Origin of the sequence: Viridibacillus sp. FSL H8-0110 (assembly GCF_038003565.1) — a bacterium.
Classification (GTDB): Bacteria; Bacillota; Bacilli; order Bacillales_A; family Planococcaceae; genus Viridibacillus; species Viridibacillus arenosi.
Genome location: NZ_JBBOPJ010000001.1, coordinates 3,991,924 through 4,011,097, shown reverse-complemented (window position 1 = coordinate 4,011,097; position 19,174 = coordinate 3,991,924). Strand labels below are relative to the sequence as shown.

General features: G+C 37.9%; 16 protein-coding genes. 10 read left to right on the top strand and 6 right to left on the bottom strand.

The genetic code is table 11. The annotated features are described in order from the left end of the window. Positions 1–53 precede the first annotated feature (53 nt). Together MHH98_RS19855 and MHH98_RS19850 are read right to left on the bottom strand one after the other, a co-directional pair. Complete coding sequence (locus tag MHH98_RS19855) at positions 54–1,253, bottom strand: MFS transporter (RefSeq protein WP_038180367.1); 1,200 nt, start codon at positions 1,251–1,253, stop codon at positions 54–56. Between the two features lie 396 nt (positions 1,254–1,649). After that, positions 1,650–2,438, bottom strand: coding sequence for a TIGR00266 family protein (locus MHH98_RS19850; protein WP_038180366.1), 789 nt, complete (start codon positions 2,436–2,438; stop codon positions 1,650–1,652). Positions 2,439–2,622: 184 nt separating this feature from the next. Between MHH98_RS19850 and MHH98_RS19845 the strand changes: the two genes are divergently transcribed. From MHH98_RS19845 to MHH98_RS19830, 4 genes are all read left to right on the top strand, one after another. Continuing rightward, positions 2,623–4,101 carry an aldehyde dehydrogenase family protein gene (locus MHH98_RS19845; RefSeq protein ID WP_038180365.1) on the top strand — a complete coding sequence of 493 codons (1,479 nt, stop codon included), beginning with the start codon at positions 2,623–2,625 and terminating at the stop codon, positions 4,099–4,101. 23 nt (positions 4,102–4,124) lie between these two features. After that, complete coding sequence (locus tag MHH98_RS19840) at positions 4,125–5,297, top strand: saccharopine dehydrogenase family protein (protein ID WP_038180358.1); 1,173 nt, start codon at positions 4,125–4,127, stop codon at positions 5,295–5,297. A 419-nt stretch (positions 5,298–5,716) separates the two neighbouring features. Beyond that, positions 5,717–7,069: an aminotransferase family protein gene (locus MHH98_RS19835; RefSeq protein ID WP_038180357.1), complete on the top strand. Its 1,353-nt coding sequence runs from the start codon at positions 5,717–5,719 to the stop codon at positions 7,067–7,069. A gap of 96 nt (positions 7,070–7,165) precedes the next feature. After that, complete coding sequence (locus tag MHH98_RS19830) at positions 7,166–8,635, top strand: APC family permease (RefSeq protein WP_038180354.1); 1,470 nt, start codon at positions 7,166–7,168, stop codon at positions 8,633–8,635. Positions 8,636–8,800: 165 nt separating this feature from the next. Here the strand turns inward: MHH98_RS19830 and pcp are convergent, their stop codons facing one another. Genes pcp through MHH98_RS19815 form a run of 3 tightly spaced genes read right to left on the bottom strand, consistent with a single transcriptional unit; the run spans position 8,801 to position 11,132 of the window. Further along, a complete protein-coding gene (gene pcp, locus MHH98_RS19825) occupies positions 8,801–9,448 on the bottom strand; it encodes a pyroglutamyl-peptidase I (protein ID WP_038180352.1) in 648 nt (215 codons plus the stop codon). 11 nt (positions 9,449–9,459) lie between these two features. Beyond that, complete coding sequence (locus MHH98_RS19820) at positions 9,460–10,422, bottom strand: DUF979 domain-containing protein (RefSeq protein WP_038180351.1); 963 nt, start codon at positions 10,420–10,422, stop codon at positions 9,460–9,462. 35 nt (positions 10,423–10,457) lie between these two features. Further along, positions 10,458–11,132 (bottom strand): DUF969 domain-containing protein, encoded by a 675-nt coding sequence (locus MHH98_RS19815; protein ID WP_038180350.1) that lies wholly within the window; start codon positions 11,130–11,132, stop codon positions 10,458–10,460. Between the two features lie 488 nt (positions 11,133–11,620). Between MHH98_RS19815 and MHH98_RS19810 the strand changes: the two genes are divergently transcribed. The 5 genes from MHH98_RS19810 to abc-f all read left to right on the top strand — a co-directional run bounded on the left by MHH98_RS19810 (position 11,621) and on the right by abc-f (position 16,744). After that, positions 11,621–11,935 carry a DUF3870 domain-containing protein gene (locus MHH98_RS19810; RefSeq protein ID WP_038180349.1) on the top strand — a complete coding sequence of 105 codons (315 nt, stop codon included), beginning with the start codon at positions 11,621–11,623 and terminating at the stop codon, positions 11,933–11,935. 269 nt (positions 11,936–12,204) lie between these two features. After that, positions 12,205–13,374 (top strand): CaiB/BaiF CoA transferase family protein, encoded by a 1,170-nt coding sequence (locus tag MHH98_RS19805; RefSeq protein ID WP_038180348.1) that lies wholly within the window; start codon positions 12,205–12,207, stop codon positions 13,372–13,374. Position 13,375: 1 nt separating this feature from the next. Continuing rightward, positions 13,376–14,587 (top strand): acyl-CoA dehydrogenase family protein, encoded by a 1,212-nt coding sequence (locus MHH98_RS19800; protein WP_038180347.1) that lies wholly within the window; start codon positions 13,376–13,378, stop codon positions 14,585–14,587. A gap of 37 nt (positions 14,588–14,624) precedes the next feature. After that, positions 14,625–14,756 (top strand): RAxF-45 family protein, encoded by a 132-nt coding sequence (locus MHH98_RS22195; RefSeq protein WP_412104675.1) that lies wholly within the window; start codon positions 14,625–14,627, stop codon positions 14,754–14,756. Positions 14,757–14,878: 122 nt separating this feature from the next. Beyond that, the gene (gene abc-f, locus MHH98_RS19795) at positions 14,879–16,744 is read left to right on the top strand and encodes a ribosomal protection-like ABC-F family protein (RefSeq protein WP_038180339.1); all 1,866 of its coding nucleotides are present in this window, start codon (positions 14,879–14,881) and stop codon (positions 16,742–16,744) included. Positions 16,745–16,811: 67 nt separating this feature from the next. Here the strand turns inward: abc-f and MHH98_RS19790 are convergent, their stop codons facing one another. Continuing rightward, positions 16,812–18,185, bottom strand: a complete 1,374-nt coding sequence (locus MHH98_RS19790) for a polysaccharide deacetylase family protein (RefSeq protein WP_038180338.1) — start codon at positions 18,183–18,185, stop codon at positions 16,812–16,814. A gap of 240 nt (positions 18,186–18,425) precedes the next feature. On the opposite strand from MHH98_RS19790, the gene MHH98_RS19785 reads away from it, so the two are divergent. Beyond that, a complete protein-coding gene (locus tag MHH98_RS19785) occupies positions 18,426–19,166 on the top strand; it encodes a threonine/serine exporter family protein (protein ID WP_038180892.1) in 741 nt (246 codons plus the stop codon). The last annotated feature ends 8 nt before the right edge of the window (positions 19,167–19,174 follow it).

The window sequence follows — 19,174 nt, the reverse complement described above, 5'->3', positions numbered from 1 at the left end:
AATGTGCCTAGAAGGATATTGGAATCCTCGGCACATTTTTTTGCGAAAAACATCTAACTAAAATTGTTAATCTTTCTTTGCATCAGTACTAAGAAGAATAAAATCGGTAAAATAAATACCACAGTAGATGCGATACCACTAGCGATTGTTGTATAAAGTGCTAATAGTCCAATAATAGGTCCCCCAGCAATTTGTCCAATAGCATCAAGTTGTCCGAACATAGATAAAGCAGTTGCTCGACCCTTTGCTTCCAATCTTTCATTCGTCATTACACTCATTAACGGATAGTTAACATCACGTAGCGTACCTGCTATCCAGAAAGTTATAAGAGCCAGCAAAAAGTTTGAACTAAAGGCAAATGCAAGCATTGCAAAAATTAATAAACCATTGCTAATCAAAAGAATTACAGGGTAATTTTTATTAAAACGACGCTCTACAAATCTTAAAACAACAATGTTTAATAAAAATGCTACTGCATAGAAAGCACCAAACCAGTAGATAGATTCAGCCTCAGGTATATGGAAGTCTTCAATAAAATGAGCACCCCATAGTCGATCGAATCCTTCACTCGCCAATCCCAAAAGTATAGTTATAATCGCGATACTCACGAGCATTGTATTTCCTTTAATTTGACGCGCACCATGTCGAATTGTTGTTATTAGATGATGTATGGCGGAAATATCTTTTTTTCGTGAGATTTTGACGAACTTTGTCTCCGGCATTGTGAATAATGCACCAAAAGCTAGTAGTACTAATAAAATTCCAGCAATAATTATTGTTACTTGCACTGAAAATAAAGTAGCAATACAAACACTAAGCAAAATACCAAAAAATCGACCTAAAGATCTAAATTGAGCGCCCTTAAGAAATACTGAATCTAAATTTCTACCTTCTAATTCATCAGCAATCCAAGCCTCTTCAGCACCGCTAATAAATGTCCAGCCTAACCCCCACAAACCCGAAGCGATGGCAATTGACCAAAATGCTGGGAAAATTCCTTCAAGTAAGTGTGCTATGCCAATTATAAAAGTCCCGATGAATAGAGAACGTTTTCGTCCAAAATGATCGGCAACTAAACCAGTAGGCATTTCACAAAGAAATACAGCTACCTCCATAATCGTTCCAATAAGTACTAGCTGTAATGGATTTAATCCTGCATTTATAACGTAATAAATTGCGTTCAGTGTGAATACCATTTGTATAAGCAATGAGCGTGAACTAGTGATTGCATAATAAGTATTTTGTATTTTCATTTTTTTCCCTCCGCGTTAGTAAAATAACGGAGGCCAAACTCTCGTTATTAAGACAGCATGCCCTCCGAGTTGTCTTTGAAAGTCATTAAAGTGCTTTTCATATTCGTTCACTCCTTTTTTGAAATTATTGTAAGTTTATCATAAGGGAAAGAGGAAAAGAAGAATTTTTAAATAGAGTAATAGAAGTGAAGAGTGACTAATAGATTATTAGGTACAGTATTGATGGAGAGCTGTAATATGGTAAAAAACACTGCGTTAAAGAAAAAACCTACTCTTAGAAAGAGTAGGTTGAGTTATAAGAATTGGATACGAGTAATAAAGATGGACGAGCGCTTAAAGTAAAATGTCGACTCTAGCTTCTGTCCTGCAAAGTGTTTCGTAATTAGTTTGCCGTCCTTATTTGTTGAAAATATCAAATAGGCCGCCGATTCCGCCTTCGCCTACGGATTTGTTACCTGGTACTTGAGGCGCTGCTGCGAATACACGACTCGCTAAACGGCTGAATGGAAGTGATTGGATCCATACTGTTCCTGGTCCTCGTAGAGTAGCGAAGAATAGACCTTCGCCACCAAATAGGGCAGTTTTTACACCTTTGACCATTTCAATATTGTAATCAACGTCTGCTGTCATAGCTACAAGACAACCTGTATCTACACGTAATGTCTCACCGACTTGTAGATTCTTTTGAATAATTGTACCGCCTGCGTGAACGAACGCCATGCCATCACCTTCTAGTTTTTGCATGATGAAACCTTCACCACCGAAAAATCCCGTTCCTAATTTACGTTGGAATTCGATGCCGATCGAAACCCCCTTAGCAGCTGCTAAGAATGCGTCTTTTTGGCAAATGATTTTTCCGTTATATCTACTTAGATCCATAGGAATGATTTTCCCAGGGTAGGGAGAAGCAAAAGAAACATGTTTTTTTCCATAACCTTCATTTGTGAATGTTGTGATGAATAAACTTTCACCTGTTACAAGTCGTTTACCAGCGCCCATTAATTTACCCATGAAACCGCCACCGCCGCTTGAAGTATCACCAAAAACAGTTTCCATGCGAATGCCGTCTTCCATCATCATTAATGCACCAGCTTCTGCAATGACTGTTTCTTGTGGATCTAATTCTACCTCTACAAACTGCATGTCATCGCCGAATAATTTGTAATCAATTTCATGATTATTCATCTTTTTTCCTCCCAATTGTTATAGCCTAGTATTTAATATTAATACGATTTGAGATTTTAAAAGGTTTCGTCAATTTTCAGGAAAAAATAAATTGACTGCAATTTTAATAAAAATAAAGGATATTTAGGTATTTTGTAGAAAATATATACAGAGAAAGCGTTTTCATTTAAAAGGGGGAGTAGCAGTGAAGTTGCAAAATTTTATCGGAGGTCAATGGGGAACCTCTGAAGATTTGAAATTCGTACCCGTTATTAATCCTGCAAATGGTGAGGAATTAGCTCAAGTACCTATGTCTTCAACAGGAGCTGTGGAGCAAGCAGTAGCTGTTGCAAAAAAGGCACAAAAAAGTTGGGCACTAGTACCAGCACCAAAACGCGCAGATTATTTGTATGCAATTGGCTTAAGAATGAAAGAAAAGAAAGAACATTTAGCTCAGGTACTTACGAAAGAGATGGGAAAAGTTATTGAAGAAGGTCGAGGCGAGGTACAAGAGGGCATTGATATGGCATTTTATATGGCTGGAGAAGGGCGACGTTTGTTTGGGGAAACAACTCCGTCAGAGTTAGCCAATAAATTTGCTATGAGTGTCCGTGCTCCAATTGGTGTCGTCGGACTAATTACACCTTGGAATTTCCCTGTAGCAATCGCAACTTGGAAATCCTTCCCTGCAATTGTTGCTGGGAACACATTCATTTGGAAACCTGCTACAGAAACGCCGATGATGGCTTATGAAATGGCGAAAATTTTTGAAGAAGTAGGTTTACCAGAAGGCGTCGCTAATGTTGTCTTTGGTTCAGGTTCAGAAGTAGGAACAGCATTAATCGAGCATCCAGATGTCAAAGTCATTTCGTTCACAGGTTCAACTGCTACAGGTAGCAAGGTAGCAGAGTTGGGCGGCCGTCATTTAAAGAAAGTTTCTTTAGAAATGGGTGGCAAAAATGCAGTGATAGTAATGGATGATGCTGATTTAGAACTCGCTGTTGAAGGTATTTTGTGGAGTGCATTTGGTACAGCGGGTCAACGTTGTACGGCATGTAGTCGAGTAATTGTGCATAAAGATGTAAAAGCAGAGCTGGAAGAACGCCTCCTAACAGCTATGCAACTATTAACAATAGGTGATGGTTTAGATGAGTCGGTAAAAATTGGTCCTGTTATTAATAAAACTGCATTACACAAGATTAATAGCTATGTAGAAATAGGCCGTCAGGAAGGTGCGAAGTTACTTGCAGGAGGCAATATACTAACGGGATCTCCTTTCGATCAAGGTTTTTATTACGCACCAACATTATTTACCGATGTGAAATGGGATGCTCGTATTGCACAAGAAGAGATTTTCGGACCAGTTGTCTCATTGATAGAAGTAGAAAGTTTAGAAGAAGCTATTGAAGTTAATAACAGTGTGCAGTTTGGACTTTCAAGTTCTATCTTTACACAGGATATTAATCGAGCATTCCAAGCGCAGCGTGATTTAGATACGGGTATTGTATACGTCAATGCTGGTACAACTGGAGCAGAAATTCATCTACCGTTTGGTGGCACAAAAGGAACAGGAAATGGTCATCGTGATTCTGGTGTTGCAGCACTGGATGTCTATACGGAATGGAAGAGTATTTACATTGATTACAGTGGCAAGTTGCAACGGGCACAAATTGATACGGAATAATAACAAAGAAAGGGGACATTCAGATGAAAGTAGCAGTATTAGGTGCAGGTTTAATGGGGAAAGAGGTTGCGCGTGATTTAGTTAAAAGTGACAAAGTTGAAAAAGTGTACTTAGCAGACTTAGATGTCGGTCAAACAACATTATTCGCTGAGTTATTGAAGTCAGATAAATTAGAAGTGCTACATCTAGATGCCAACGATGATGCGGAGTTAAAATGGATTATGGCAAAAGCAGATGTTGTGATTAACGCTCTATTTTATACATTTAACGAAAAAGTTGCACGTATGGCAATTGAAGTGGGTGTGCATTCAGTCGATCTTGGTGGTCACATTGGCGGTGCAACAAATGCTGTTTTAGAGCTATCTGAGGATGCTAAGGAAAAAGGCGTTACATTAATTCCTGACCTAGGTGTTGCACCTGGAATGATCAATATTTTAACGGGCTATGGTGCATCAAAATTAAATAGCGTCAAATCGATTAAAATCTTTGTTGGAGGAATTCCGGTAGAAAAAGAACCACCGTTGGATTATAACATTGTGTTTTCTCTAGAAGGGGTATTCGATCACTATACTGATTCTTCTCATGTTATTCGTGGTGGGAAATTGCAGGAAATTGCTTCATTGTCAGAGATTGAAAAGGTTTATTTTGATGGCTTTACCGGGCTAGAGGCTTTCCATACTTCAGGTGGATTATCTACTTTAGCACAGACCTTCCCAAATGTGAACACGTTGGAATATAAAACAATTCGCTATCAAGGTCATGCAGAAAAATTCCAGTTACTTGTAGATCTAGGTTTAACAAATAAAGAGACAACGGTTAATCTAGATGGTCAAGTTATCAAAGCGCGTGATGTTTTACGTGAAGTGCTACAAACTAAAATGTCCCTTGGTAATAAATCAGATGCGGTATTATTACGGGTGATTGTTTCAGGCGAAAAAAGTGAGGAACTAGTTTCGTACGAATACGAATTGATTATTAAGAAAGACAAAGAAACCAATGAAACAGCAATGGCTCTAGCAACTGCAAATACAATTTCAGTAGTTGCTCAGTTAGTAGGCGATGGTACGATTTCAAAACGTGGAGTATATCCACCAGAGAAAGTAGTTCCAGGTGAAAAATACATGGAAGAAATGAAAAAACGTGGAGTATCCATTAAAGAAACTATGCATCGTTCAACTAATATTGTAAAAGGATAGAAGAGGACTATGGAGATGGTTTTTATAACATAAACAAAGTCTAACGAGTAATCTCGTAAAGTAATTTATAAAATCGATGATTAATAGTTTGAATATTTGTAATTCATAGACGATAATATGTATTAAGGGTAAGTGTTGAAGGTAGCCCTAAAATATAAATAGTAAAGTGCTTGAGTTTACAAATATGACTGCCTAATCTGTTAAAAGCCAAAACCAGGTTTTTCGTCGCAGATATAAGCCAGTTCAATTTGACTCACAGATATCTATCTGTAGTCTTTTTGAATTGGCTTTTTTTATGCAGTTAAGAAGGGAGGTTAACATTCCTTTAGCAAAAACAAGACATCATTCAGTACATCATGTGTAGTTTACGGTTATGCCATCACTTCAATAAAAGATATTTAAAAACAGGAGGAATACAGATGACAACTTTAAACGAATGGGACAAAAAGCATTTTATTCATCCAACCTCATCAATTCAAGAGCAACAAGCGAATGGACCAAAAGTGATTTTCGATAAGGGTGAAGGGATATATCTAACAAGTAAAGATGGTACGAGATATATAGATGCTATGTCGTCGCTTTGGAATGTTAACATTGGGCACGGTCGCAAAGAAATAGCAGAAGCGGCAAAAGACCAGATGGAACAATTAGCATACAGTTCATGTTTTTCGAATTTTAGTAATGAGCCAGCAATTCGTCTAGCAAAGAAAATTGCTGATTTAGCTCCACCTAGTTTAAATGCGGTGTTCTTTACATCAGGTGGTTCAGAGTCAAATGACTCAGCGATAAAAATTGTACGTCATTATTGGCGTATTCAAGGTCAACCCGAGCGAAATAAAATCGTTGCATTACGACGAGGATATCATGGCGTCTCAGCAGGCGCTACAAGTGCAACAGGTATACCTGAGTTTTGGGACATGGCAGGAAGTTTGATGCAAGGATTTATACATGCAAAATCTCCATATGAAATTGGTACTGAGTCATCGATTCAATCCATTCGCGAAGTAATTGAAGCTGAAGGACCAGAAAAGATTGCGGCATTCATGGCAGAACCTGTCCAAGGGGCAGGTGGAGTATTGATCCCACCGAAGGATTACTACAAGGAAGTACGTAAGATATGCAATGAATATGGCATTTTATATATAGCAGATGAGGTTATTACAGGATTTGGACGCACAGGGAAAATGTTCGGTGTTGAAAATTATGGAGTAGAGCCGGATGTATTATCATTTGCAAAAGGTGTAACAAGTGGCTATTTTCCGCTAGGTGGTGTCATTGTTTCCGACCACGTGCATAATGTGCTGAAGGAAAAATCAGAAGGAGTATTATTCCATGGTTTTACCTATAGTGGTCATCCAACAGGTGCGGCTGTAGCACTAAGAAACCTTGAAATTTTAGAACGTGAAAATCTAGTAGATAACTCCTCTAAAATGGGTGGAGAATTACAAAAAGGATTTAAATCCATTAAAGGGGAATCAACGATTGTAGGTGATATTCGTACGTTAGGTTTACTCGGAGCGATGGAATTTGTACAAGATCCATTAACGAATAAACGCTTCCCTGCCGAGTTGAAAGTGGCTCCAAGAATTATTGCGGCCTTACATGAACGTGGTGTTATATGTCGTGCAGTTACTTATGACAATACAGATATCGTATGTTTCTCACCACCATTGATTATTACAAAAACACAGATAGATGACCTAATTGCTATACTACGTGAAGCTGTACTAAGTGTTCAACAAGAGGTTGAAGAGCAGCTAGCAGCACTTTAAAAACTAATGAAAAATTATTCAAGGCTAGATAGATCGAGAGTAATTCCATTAATAGAGTCTATTGTATTTCAATAGACTCTTATCCGGGGGTGTAAGATGGAAGATCAAAAGCTATTGAAAATTTTAGGGAATAGAGACGTTATGGCACTTGCTTTTGGAGCAATGATTGGTTGGGGTTGGGTGGTAACAGCTGGTTTATGGATTACAGAAGCAGGTTCACTAGGTGCAATCATAGCATTTTTAATAGGCGGTTTACTTGTTATTTTTATAGGTTTAACATACGCAGAGTTGTCCTCGGCTATGCCGTTATCTGGTGGAGAACTATTCTTCACATATAGGGCGACTGGACGGCTCACCTCGTTTATAGCAACATGGGCAATGATTCTTGGATATGTTTCAGTTGTAGCTTTTGAAGCTGTAGCTTTACCGACTGTTTTTGAATATGTCGTTCCTGGCTATAGCGTCGGTTACATGTATACAATTGCAGGTTGGGATGTAAATTTCACATGGGTAGCCGTAGGAATTCTTGGGTCGATTATTATTGCATGGATTAACTATAGGGGAATGAAGATTACAAGTGTTGTGATGTCAATTTTGACATTACTCATATTAATCTCAGGTGTATTGCTTGTTACGGGAAGTTCTATTGCAGGAAGCCCAGAGCATATGCAACCTTTATTTGAAAAAGGATGGGGTGGCATCATGGCTGTATTGATTATGACGCCATTCATGTTTGTTGGATTCGATGTGATACCTCAAGCAGCAGAAGAAATTAATCTGCCACGTAAGCGAATTGGACAACTGCTAATCATTTCGGTGTTTTTAGCTATTACTTGGTATGTAGCAATTATCTTCGGCGTTTCATACGTGTTGACACCATCAGAAATTGCTAGTTCATCACTTGTCACAGCAGATGCGATGGCAAAAGCATTTGGTGGTAGTAAGATGATGGGGAATGTTTTAGTACTAGGTGGAATCGGTGGGATATTAACGAGCTGGATTGGCTTCTATGTTGGCGGTAGTCGGGCCATTTTTGCATTGGCGAGAGCGGGAATGCTACCTAAGGCATTAGGCGAGCTACATCCTAAATATAGAACGCCACATAAAGCAATTTTACTCATTGCAGTTTTGACTACTTTAGCACCATTATTCGGTCGCCCAGCACTTGTCTGGTTAGTAGATGCAGGAGGGTTTGCTCTTGTTATTGCATGGGTTTTAGTAGCAATTGCCTTTATTATTTTGCGCAAAAGAGAGCCTGATTTAAAAAGACCGTTTATATTGCCAGGGGGTACATTAATTGGTTGGTTAGCTGTTCTAATGTCAATTGGCGTATGTATTTTATATCTACCAGGTATGCCTTCCGCGTTAGTTTGGCCGTATGAGTGGGTAATCATATTAGCTTGGGCTCTGTTTGGGACAGTGTTATACAAAATCTCTATGGCCAAATATGGCGCTAAAAATGCCAACAAACTAATGGACCAGGAAATAGAACGTGTGTTATCCGAAGAAGATATTGAAGAAACTTCATCACGAAAAGATGTGAATGGAGTTTTGGAGAGAGTTTAATATTCATATGAATAAAAATGAGACTTGAGCATAAAAAAGACCTCTTGTTATGAAGTATCCCAAGCACGCCAGTGAAAAGGATAGCTATATCATGAACAGGAGGCCTATCATAAATTATAAGAAAAACAAGGGAATCGCTCAATATTTTAAAATCAAACGGTACAATTAATGGGTCGTCCCACCTACTATATGAATATCCGAATCGTATTTAGCAGCTGTGACAGCTGCTATTTTTACGCCATTAACAATTGTCTCAAGACTTAAGCTAGGTGCTTCTTTATTAATGGTTTGCTCCGGAATGAAAGGAATATGGATAAATCCACCCCGAATGCTTGATGAGGTTCGGGCGATATAGTCCATTAATCCATAAAAGATATGGTTGCATACAAATGTTCCAGCGGTATGGGATACCGATGCAGGAATATTGCTCTCCTTCATGTTTTCGACGATTCTCTTGATGGGGATTGTAGACCAATAGGCTACCGGACCTTTGTCTACAATCGGCTCATCAATGGGCTGGTTTCCCTGATTGTCTGGGATTCTAGCATCATCCAAATTGATTGCCACTCGTTCAGGTGTGATGTGAAGCCGACCCCCGGCTTGTCCTATACAGATAACGATGTCAGGATTATGCTGTTGAACAAGAGTCTCCAAAACTGCAACTGATTTCCCGAACACAGTTGGAATTTGTTCAGCAACTAGAGTCACATCATCAATAACTTCTCCATGTAACTGTTTTACTGCTTCCCAGGAAGGGTTTATTCTTTCTCCCCCAAAAGGCTCAAAGCCGGTTAACAACACTTTTTTCTTCATGCCGATCCCTCCTATATTCCTAATGAGACAAGAAAATACATAAGTACGATATTGAAAACTAATACTGCTAAAGCTGTTGGGACTTGAACTTTTATGACATGGTTTTTATCTTTCAAGTCCAACAAGGCTGCCGGTACAATATTAAAGTTAGCGGCCATTGGTGTCATTAATGTTCCACAATAACCAGCAAACATAGATATGGCAGCTATATGATTTGGATTAGCGTCAAATTGTTTAATCAGAAAAGGAATGGCAATACCTGCAGCCATAATCGGGAAAGCAGCAAAGGCATTCCCCATGATCATAGTGAATAGAGCCATGCCAAGACAGAAAATGACCACAATCCAAAATAGCGAACCTTCTGGGATGATCGCTGTTACAGCGTCGGAAACGACTGTACCAACCCCTGCATTTGTGTAAATAGTTCCTAATGTTGCAAGTAACTGTGGCAGCAATACAGCCCAACCAATAGATTCTAGCAGACGACGTGATTCTTTCACAGCTCCTGTAGGTGTTCCGCGTGTCATCCACATTGCAACGATAATGGCAGTCAAACACGCCAGACCTAAAGCAACCATCGTTACATTAGATGGATCAAGCAATGCCTTTCCTCCAATTTTAACACCATCTAGCAGCTTAGAACCAGCCAAGGTTAAAATAGGAATCAAGATAGCGGGTAGGAAAAGGCGACCGCCAAGGCGTTTTCTTCGCTCTTCCTTAATAGTAATGCTTTCTTCAACATGTTCACCTTTCTTTAACCCACCACTTGCAATGATTAAAACCATAAGAATAACCATAAGCCCAATGTAAAAAGGAGGAATAATTTGGCCGAACATTAATGTAACTGAATAAATCAAGTAAAAGCATCCCGAAGATAACCGCCGGCTGTTTGTCCGATCAGTGAAAATATATAGGGAGCAGCCTAGAACAATGATGCCCATTAATACGTAAATCATTTCAACTGAGAATATCATAATAGACTCTCACTTTCTCTTTAGATTGTTTTGCGTTATTTACCATTATTACCCAAACGTTTATCCAGCCTTTTATCAAACATACGAAGACGAATGGCGTGTACGATAAAAGCAAAGATGGCAGTAGGAATTCCCCATAACGCCATTGATATTGGATCGGCAGGTATATTATTCTGTTCAAAAAATCCGTTCATCAAAAGAATTGCACCAACCGCCACGAAAATATCTTCACCGAAAAACAAACCGATATTATCGGTTGCAGCTGCGTGTGCACGGATTTCCTGTTGCTCTTTCTCAGGTAGTTTTCCATATTTCGATAGAGCAGCGCCTTCTGCCATTGGAGCAATCAGCGGACGTACAGTCTGCGGATGTCCCCCAAGACTGTTTAAACCAAGAGCAGCTCCGGCTTCCCTAATCAATAAATACATAGTCAATACCCGACCAACAGTGATGGCTTTAATTTTTGATACAATCTTTGCAGCTTGTTGCTGTAGACCATTTTTTTCAAGCAGCCCAATAACAGGAAGCGTGACTATGAGAATAGACATGTACCTGTTAGTTGTAAATGCTTCTCCAAATTGCGTAATAATACTGGTAATGGGAATACCGGCAATCATCCCCGTAACGAGTGCTGAAATAGTTACTACAACTGCTGAATTGATTCTAAGTACAAATCCAATCATGATTAAAAGAACACCAATTAGAACCATACATATCCCCTTTCTTCTTATTAAATTATTCTTCAATAATATAAACTAAATGTTATTGTATATCAAAGTAAGAATTTTTTAAATATTTTTTTCGATCCAAGTGCCTAATTATGTAATATCCAAAGTCTTTTATAAGGCGCGGGTATGAAATAAAATCACGATTTTTGGCATTTTTATAATGAAGGAAACTTATCGAAGAATAAGATTACGGAATTGTAGGTTGGAATGATGACGTAGGAGGTGAAGGAAATGAATGGATTATTAGAATCCTAATATTAATCAATTGGCATTGATTAATCTATTAATAGAATTGGCACTGTTCTAAATTGGATAGTGCTTCTTTTTTTACTCTGGAAAATTGCCATTTTTGTTGGTAATAGGGCATTTGCGTTTATTGAAAAGACTTTCAAATTAACAATAAGTATTGTATGATTTTTATATAAATTGGAAATTTTTATAAATAAATGTGCTGAAGGAGTTGAACCATTATGAACACAATTTTTATAGCAGGACATGCGAGGCTGCCATCTGGTATGGCCGCACAAAACATTTATGAGACTCTAACAATCACTGCGGAAATTGATAAGAAATATGGGGTAATCGTTGCAGCAAGTTGTACGTTAGCAACGCAGCATGGGAAATCATTTGTTGAGCAATTGCTAAGAGGGCATAGTTTGCAAGATGGTATTACACAACCGGTCGAAGCCGTGAAAGTCCATTACTTAGGTAAAGCAGGAAACGCATTAATGTCGGCATTGAAAGATTTATATAAACAATATGAATCTTACAAATCGTCAAAATAATTCAGAATTTTCAGGTAGTTATAAATTTACAAAAAAAGAATAGTATAGTAAAGTAAAGTTAAAGATAATAAATCATGCAAAAACGTTCAAATCGTTCATTACGCGTGATGAGGTAACAAGGGTAATAGTAAGCCAATACTGTCTAATCTGTTTGAAGCCTAGCCGGGTTTTATGACACAGATAAGAGCCAGTTCAATTTGACACTCAGTATATTCACTGGAGTCTTTTTGAATTGGCTTTTTTATTGACCTATGAAAAGAGGTGACAGGATGTCTGGTGCTTTAGAAAATATTCGTATAATCGATTTATCTCGAGTACTTGCAGGACCATACTGCACAATGATTTTAGGTGATTTAGGAGCTGAGGTCATTAAAGTAGAGGCCCTTGATAGTGGTGATGAGACGCGAAAATGGGGTCCTCCATTCCAAGATGATGTAAGTGCTTATTATTTAACAGCAAATCGTAATAAAAAAGCTATCACTCTCAATTTGAAGGAAGATGAGGGACGCGAAGTTATTAAAAGGTTAGTACAAGATAGCGATGTCATCATTAATAACTTTAAAACCGGTACTATGGAGCGCTTTGGTTTAGGGTACGAAACATTAGTTGAGATCAACCCGGGTATTGTCTATTGCTCTATTACTGGCTTTGGTGAGACAGGACCAGATCGCTATTTACCGGGATATGATTTTATTATTCAAGGTATGAGTGGCCTTATGAGCATTACAGGGACAGCAGAATCTGGCCCACAAAAAACGGGCGTAGCAATCACTGATGTACTTACGGGAATGTACGCATGTATTGGTATTCAATCTGCATTACTAGAACGTAGTCGCTCAGGAATCGGTCAAAAAGTTGATATCGCATTATATGATGCGGCTGTGAGCGCATTAGTCAATGTGGGAAGCAGTTATTTAATGTCAGGCAATATTCCAACTGGACTTGGAAATGCGCATGCCAATATCGTACCATACCAGACATTTAAAACGGCCGATAGTGAAATGGTCATAGCAGTTGGAAATGATCATCAGTTTGCAACGCTTTGTGAAGTGTTGAAGGTACCTCAATATGCACAGGATTCACGTTTTCTTACTAATCCAGATCGCGTAAAGAAACGTGATGTGCTGATACCTTTATTGCAAACAGCTTTTTTACAAGAGTCTACAGCACATTGGTATGAAGCATGCAGAAAAAAGAACATACCAGCTGGTCCGATTCAAAATATACAAGAGGTTGAACAAGATAAGCAGTTACAGGCACGTAATATGTTCATCACTTATGATCACCCTACAATAGGTCCAATCAAAATGATCGGGAGCCCGTTGAAATTATCAAGAACACCTGTGACAGTCAGACATCATCCACCAAATATAGGAGAGCACAACGATGAAATTTTACAGCCTTTGTATGAAAAAATGACACATAAGGGAGAGAATTAATATGAATTTTGAATTTACCGAAGAGCAAAAAATGTTGAGAAATACAGTACGTGCTTTTGTTGATAAAGAAATCATGCCTCATATTACTGAATGGGATAGTCAAGGTAAGTTCGATCCAGAAATTTTTTCTAAGTTATCAGATGTAGGTTTAATGGGTGTGTGTATTCCAGAAGCTTATGGTGGTAGTGGAATGGACTATAATTCATTAGCCATTGTTTGCGAGGAATTAGAGCGCGGTGATACAGCGTTCCGTACAGCTGTGTCTGTCCATACGGGACTAAATAGTATGACTCTATTGCAATGGGGCAATGAAGAACAAAAGAAAAAGTACCTCATCCCTCAAGCTAAGGGGGCAAAGTTAGGCGCTTTCGGCTTAACTGAACCTGGAGCAGGATCTGATGTGGCCGCTATGTCTACACATGCAGTACTTGATGGTGATCACTATATTTTAAATGGTCAAAAAACGTGGATTTCTTTATGTGATGTTGCCGATTATTTCATCGTATTTGCATACACAGGAGATCGTTCATTAAAACATAAAGGAATTTCCGCCTTTATAGTAGATCGTACGTGGGAAGGCTTTTCTTCGAAAGCAATAAAAGGGAAGTATGGCATACGTGCTGGTAATACGGGTGAACTTTTCTTCGAAGATGTCAAAGTCCCAAAAGAAAATTTATTAGGTGAAGAAGGCGAAGGATTTAAAATTGCGATGGCAGCTTTAGATAATGGTCGTTTTACTGTAGCAGCAGGAGCAGTTGGTTTATCAATGGCATGTATTGAAGAAAGCGTAAAATACTGCCATCAACGTTACACATTCGGCAAACCAATAGGACAGCACCAGCTTGTAAAACAAATGATTGCGAAAATGGAAGCAGGCTATCAGATGAGTCGTTTGTTAGTCTATCGTGTAGGAGAATTAAAAAATCAAGGCGTACGTAATACACGCGAAACGTCATTAGCAAAGTGGCAGGCATGTGATTTCGCCAACAAAGCAGCAGATGATGCAGTGCAAATACATGGTGCTTACGGATATTCAGATGAATACCCAGTAGCTCGTTTCCTTCGCAACTCAAAAGCACCTGTAATTTATGAAGGAACACGTGAAATCCATACGTTAATGCAAGCAGATTATGTATTGGGGGAACGTGAAGATAAACCATTGAATCATATGTTACCTAAATGGCCATTTGAAATTGACCATCAATTATGTTAGACTATTCATAATTATTTGAAACGGAGGTGAGGAAAGAATGAGAAATGCTGTGGATGCATATGTTTATACTTTGGAATTTTTGCCAATTACATGTGCGATTTCTTTCGATTTTGCGGTCAACGGGATAAGTGCGCCCTTTTTTCAACAAAATCAAATGATCCACAGCTGATTAGCCATTCTTTCCAAGCCGAATTTTAAGGCGTAAAAGACTGTCTGTTAATCAGGCAGTCTTTTTGTTTTGGCAAAGATCGGGTGCTTTCAGCTGTGTCAAACGGAAGGAAGTAATCAATCATGATTTGTACAGTTCAACATATAAGCAAAATGCTCGGTGGGAATAGTATTTTTGAAGACTTAGTATTAGATATTAAAACAGGAGACCGTTTAGGAATCGTTGGACGTAATGGTTCTGGAAAGACAACTTTATTTAAACTGATTGCAGGAGTAGAATCGCCAGACCAAGGGAAAATTCATTTTAAGAAAGGGACTAAAATTGGGTATTTAGCTCAAATTCCATTATTTTCAGAAGAAATTACAGGTCAGGACATATTAGCCCAAGCATTTAATCATTTACTTGTTTTACAGAGTCAAATGCAAGAGCTTGAAAATAGTATGGCCAATGCAACATCGGAGCAATTAGAAAGATGCTTAGTTCAATATGGAGATGTGCAAGAACGCTTCACACTAGCAGATGGTTATAGTATGCAAGCACAAATTGAGATGGTCATTAATGGACTTCAATTAAATGATTTTGTAGAACAGCCCTTTAACAGTCTTAGTGGTGGGGAAAAGACGAAAATTATGCTTGGTCAATTGCTTTTGACGAAGCCAGATTTACTACTATTAGATGAACCGACGAATCATTTGGATTTGTTTGCTGTAGAATGGTTAGAGCAATATTTAGTCGACTACACAGGGACAGTTGTGATAATATCGCATGATCGCTATTTTTTAGATAAAGTTGTGACGAAAATTGTAGATTTAGAGCAAGGTGAGCTGCAAGTTTATCATTGTAGTTATTCAGACTTTTGTGTTGAAAAGGAAGCGCGTCTTATGCGGGAGTTTCAACAATACGAAGAACAACAAAAGAAGATGAAGAAGATGCGTGAAGCAATCAAACGTATGAGACAATGGGCGAATGAAGCCACTCCACCGAATGAGGCAATGCATCGACGTGCGCGTAATATGGAGCGAGCTCTAGAACGTATTGAAAAACTTCGCAAGCCAATTATTGATCCTAAAAAAATGAATCTATCGTTTGAAGCGGCGCCTCGCAGTGGGAAGGAAGTTGCCATACTAGAAAATGTCACAAAAGCTTTTGGAGATAAAGTATTACTCAGAAATGTAAATTTACAACTTCTATGGCAAGAACATATGGCAATCGTAGGGCGCAATGGTACAGGAAAATCTACTATCTTGAATATGTTACTGAATAAGACAACGATAGACACGGGAACATGTAAGTTAGGTAGCCAAGTGAAAATTGGCTATCTATCACAGCATTTTCAAATTGATAAGCCTAAAGCGCGTCTCATTGATGTTTTCCGTGATGAAGTTTCTGTCACTGAAGTTGATGCTCGTCATATTTTAGCTAAATTTATGTTTTACGGAGCAGATGTTTTTAAGAGAATTGCAGATTTAAGTGGTGGTGAACGTATGCGACTTAGATTGGCACAGCTCATGCATCAAGACGTCAATTTACTGATCTTAGATGAACCGACAAATCATTTAGATATAGAATCAAGGGAAGTACTAGAAGACGCGTTAGAAGACTTTAAAGGTACTATTTTAGCTATTTCTCATGATCGCTTCTTTTTAAATAAATTGTTTACAAGAACAGTGTGGCTTGAGAATCGGAAGTTAATAACATATGAGGGTCCGTACGACTGGGCACGACAAAAGTTTAATGAGAAACAAGCTCTTAACTCACCACAGTCTATAAAACAAGAGAAAAAAACATCTCCAAAAGTAAAAGTAATAAAAAATGATACAAATAAAGAACAAGAAATTGCAAAGATTGAAGCTACTATAAAACAACTGAATCAGAAAATTCATCAAGAGCAGGATTGGAGTTTATATGAACAACTAATAGCTGAGAAAGAAAGAGCAGAGCAGCAACTAGAAGTTTTATTGGAGCAATGGATGGAAGAATTAGAATGAGCATAAAAATAGCCCTTGATTACATAATGTAATCGAGGGCTAAAATCATTAGTCTTGGGCTATACAATTATCTTCTTAACTCAGATATGGTTACAAATTCATAACCTTGTTTTTGTAAGTAAGCTAAAACAGAGTCTAAACCTTGAGCTGTTGTAGGTTGAATATCATGCATTAAAATAATAGCGCCATCATGACTATACTGTTTGACCATAGTCAATAGTGTTTTAGGATTACGATGTTTCCAATCAAGTGTATCAACATCCCATAAGATAACTGGTAGTTTATTTTGTGAACGCACTCTCTCGTTGATTGAACCATAAGGTGGACGGAATAACGTTGGTTTTTCTCCCGTAGCTCTTTTAATTTCCTCATTGGTGCGGTTGATTTCAGCTTTAATCTTCTTATTTGAAAGAGTGACTAAATTTGTATGTGAAAATGAGTGATTGCCAATTTCATGTCCAGCACTCGCAACTTTTTTAGCAAGCTTTTGATTGTACATTGCTTGGCTTCCAAGCATGAAGAACGTTGCCTTTGCATTGTATTTCTTAAGCGTTTTTAAGATTTTCGGTGTTACTTTTGCGTTAGGCCCATCATCAAATGTTAATGCAATTTGTTTCTTTCTTGTACCATCTGGATTTATTCCTGCCATTTTGAACGGTTTAGCCAGTATACTATTTACAGAAGAAAGTGGTATCTTAATCTTAGAGATAGCATTACTATTATCGGACAGTTTCGCTCCGTCAAAATAAATGTATAAAGAGCTATCAGTTAAAGAAAAATGCTTATAATTTGAATACGTAGGTGCTATAGCATTTTTTAACTTTGTTGTATTGATATATGTTTTAAACTGGTCATCACTTTTTATCTGTTTTTCAACAAAAGGTATAAGTTTTGACAGATTATTTTCGTTTTTAATAACGTTGTTTAAAAACAACTGTTTCTTATTTTTTTTATCATACATAAAGGTTTGGATTGTTTTTTCTTTACTTCCTGTGCCTTTATATGTATTTTGAGTTAAAACAAACGAGTAGTAATTCTTTTTATGATACAAAGTTTTAAATGTTATTGTTAACTTACCAACTTTATTTGCATCATTTTGGAGTACTTCCTCCATGCTAGCTAAGTAGGTATCGCGCGTCTTATAAACGGCATCTTTCATAACTTTGTTGAATTCTTTATCTTCAGTTTGAGGATATTCAATTGAATAGGGCATACGATGGTCTTCTGAAATAATAGAGGCAATTTTTATACCGGTATATTTCGAATCCTTTGTTTGATGCTCAGGTGGTGCTGCTAAAGCGACCCCATTTGTTACTGAAGATTCTTTGTCGTTTTTTGGTACTAAAAAAAAGAAAAGCAAAACAGCAGATAGTGCTAAAACACTACAAATTAATATTGTGTCAATCCAAAGCCCTCTTTTTTTAGGGCGTGATGTGGTCATTTCCCCAAGACCTCCTTTAAAACTATTATGTGTTCTATTCTATACGATTAGACGGCGAAGTGGCGCGAAAAGTTTTGAATTTATGTTAAAAAATCATCTTTTGTTGAAAAATAAGTAAAAATGACGCAAAAGAGGCATTTTGCCATGCAAGATATTACATTTTTTTACTAATAATTGGTCTTACATAACGTATTTTTGGTGAATTTTGTTTATGAAGGGCAGGAGAAAGCCGTGATTGAAATGGAAGAAGAGGAACTTGCGATAGATTGTTTTCTTCTAGCTGGAAGATTACTTATGCAAAGTGGAGCAGAAACGTATCGTGCTGAAGATACGATGTTACGTATGGCGAATTCCCAAGGATTAACATCCGCGCAGAGTTTTGTGACACCTACAGGAATAATATTTTCAGCTGGTCATAAAAGGCCAACAAGAATTGTTCAAATACCAAGACGCTCGACAGATTTAGAGAAAATTGCGCTTGTAAATGGTGTATCACGTCGATTAACTGCAGAGCAAATTACTTTGTCAGAGGCGTTTGAGGAATTACAACGAATAGATCGTTCAAATTTATATTTCCCGACATGGCTTCAAATAGTCGCTTCGGCTATTGCAAGTGGATGTTTTTTGATATTATTTGAAGGTGTTTGGAAGGATGTTCCTGCAGCGATTTTAGCTGGCGGAATTGGTTTTTTGCTTTTTGTTTTAATGCATGAGTTAACAAAGGTAAAGTTTTTTGCAGAATTCACAGCTGCATTGTTTGTAGGTATTACAGCGTTTATAACAGTAAAATTGGGAATAGGTATCCAAATAGATAAAATTATTATTGCTTCTGTGATGCCGTTAGTACCAGGCTTACTTATTGCAAATGCAGTGCGGGACTTGATGGCAGGACATTTTGTATCCGGAGTAGCTAAAGGAACGGAAGCTTTTTTAACGGCATTTGCGATCGGTGCGGGTGTTGCACTAGTATTGTCATTTTAGGAGGAATA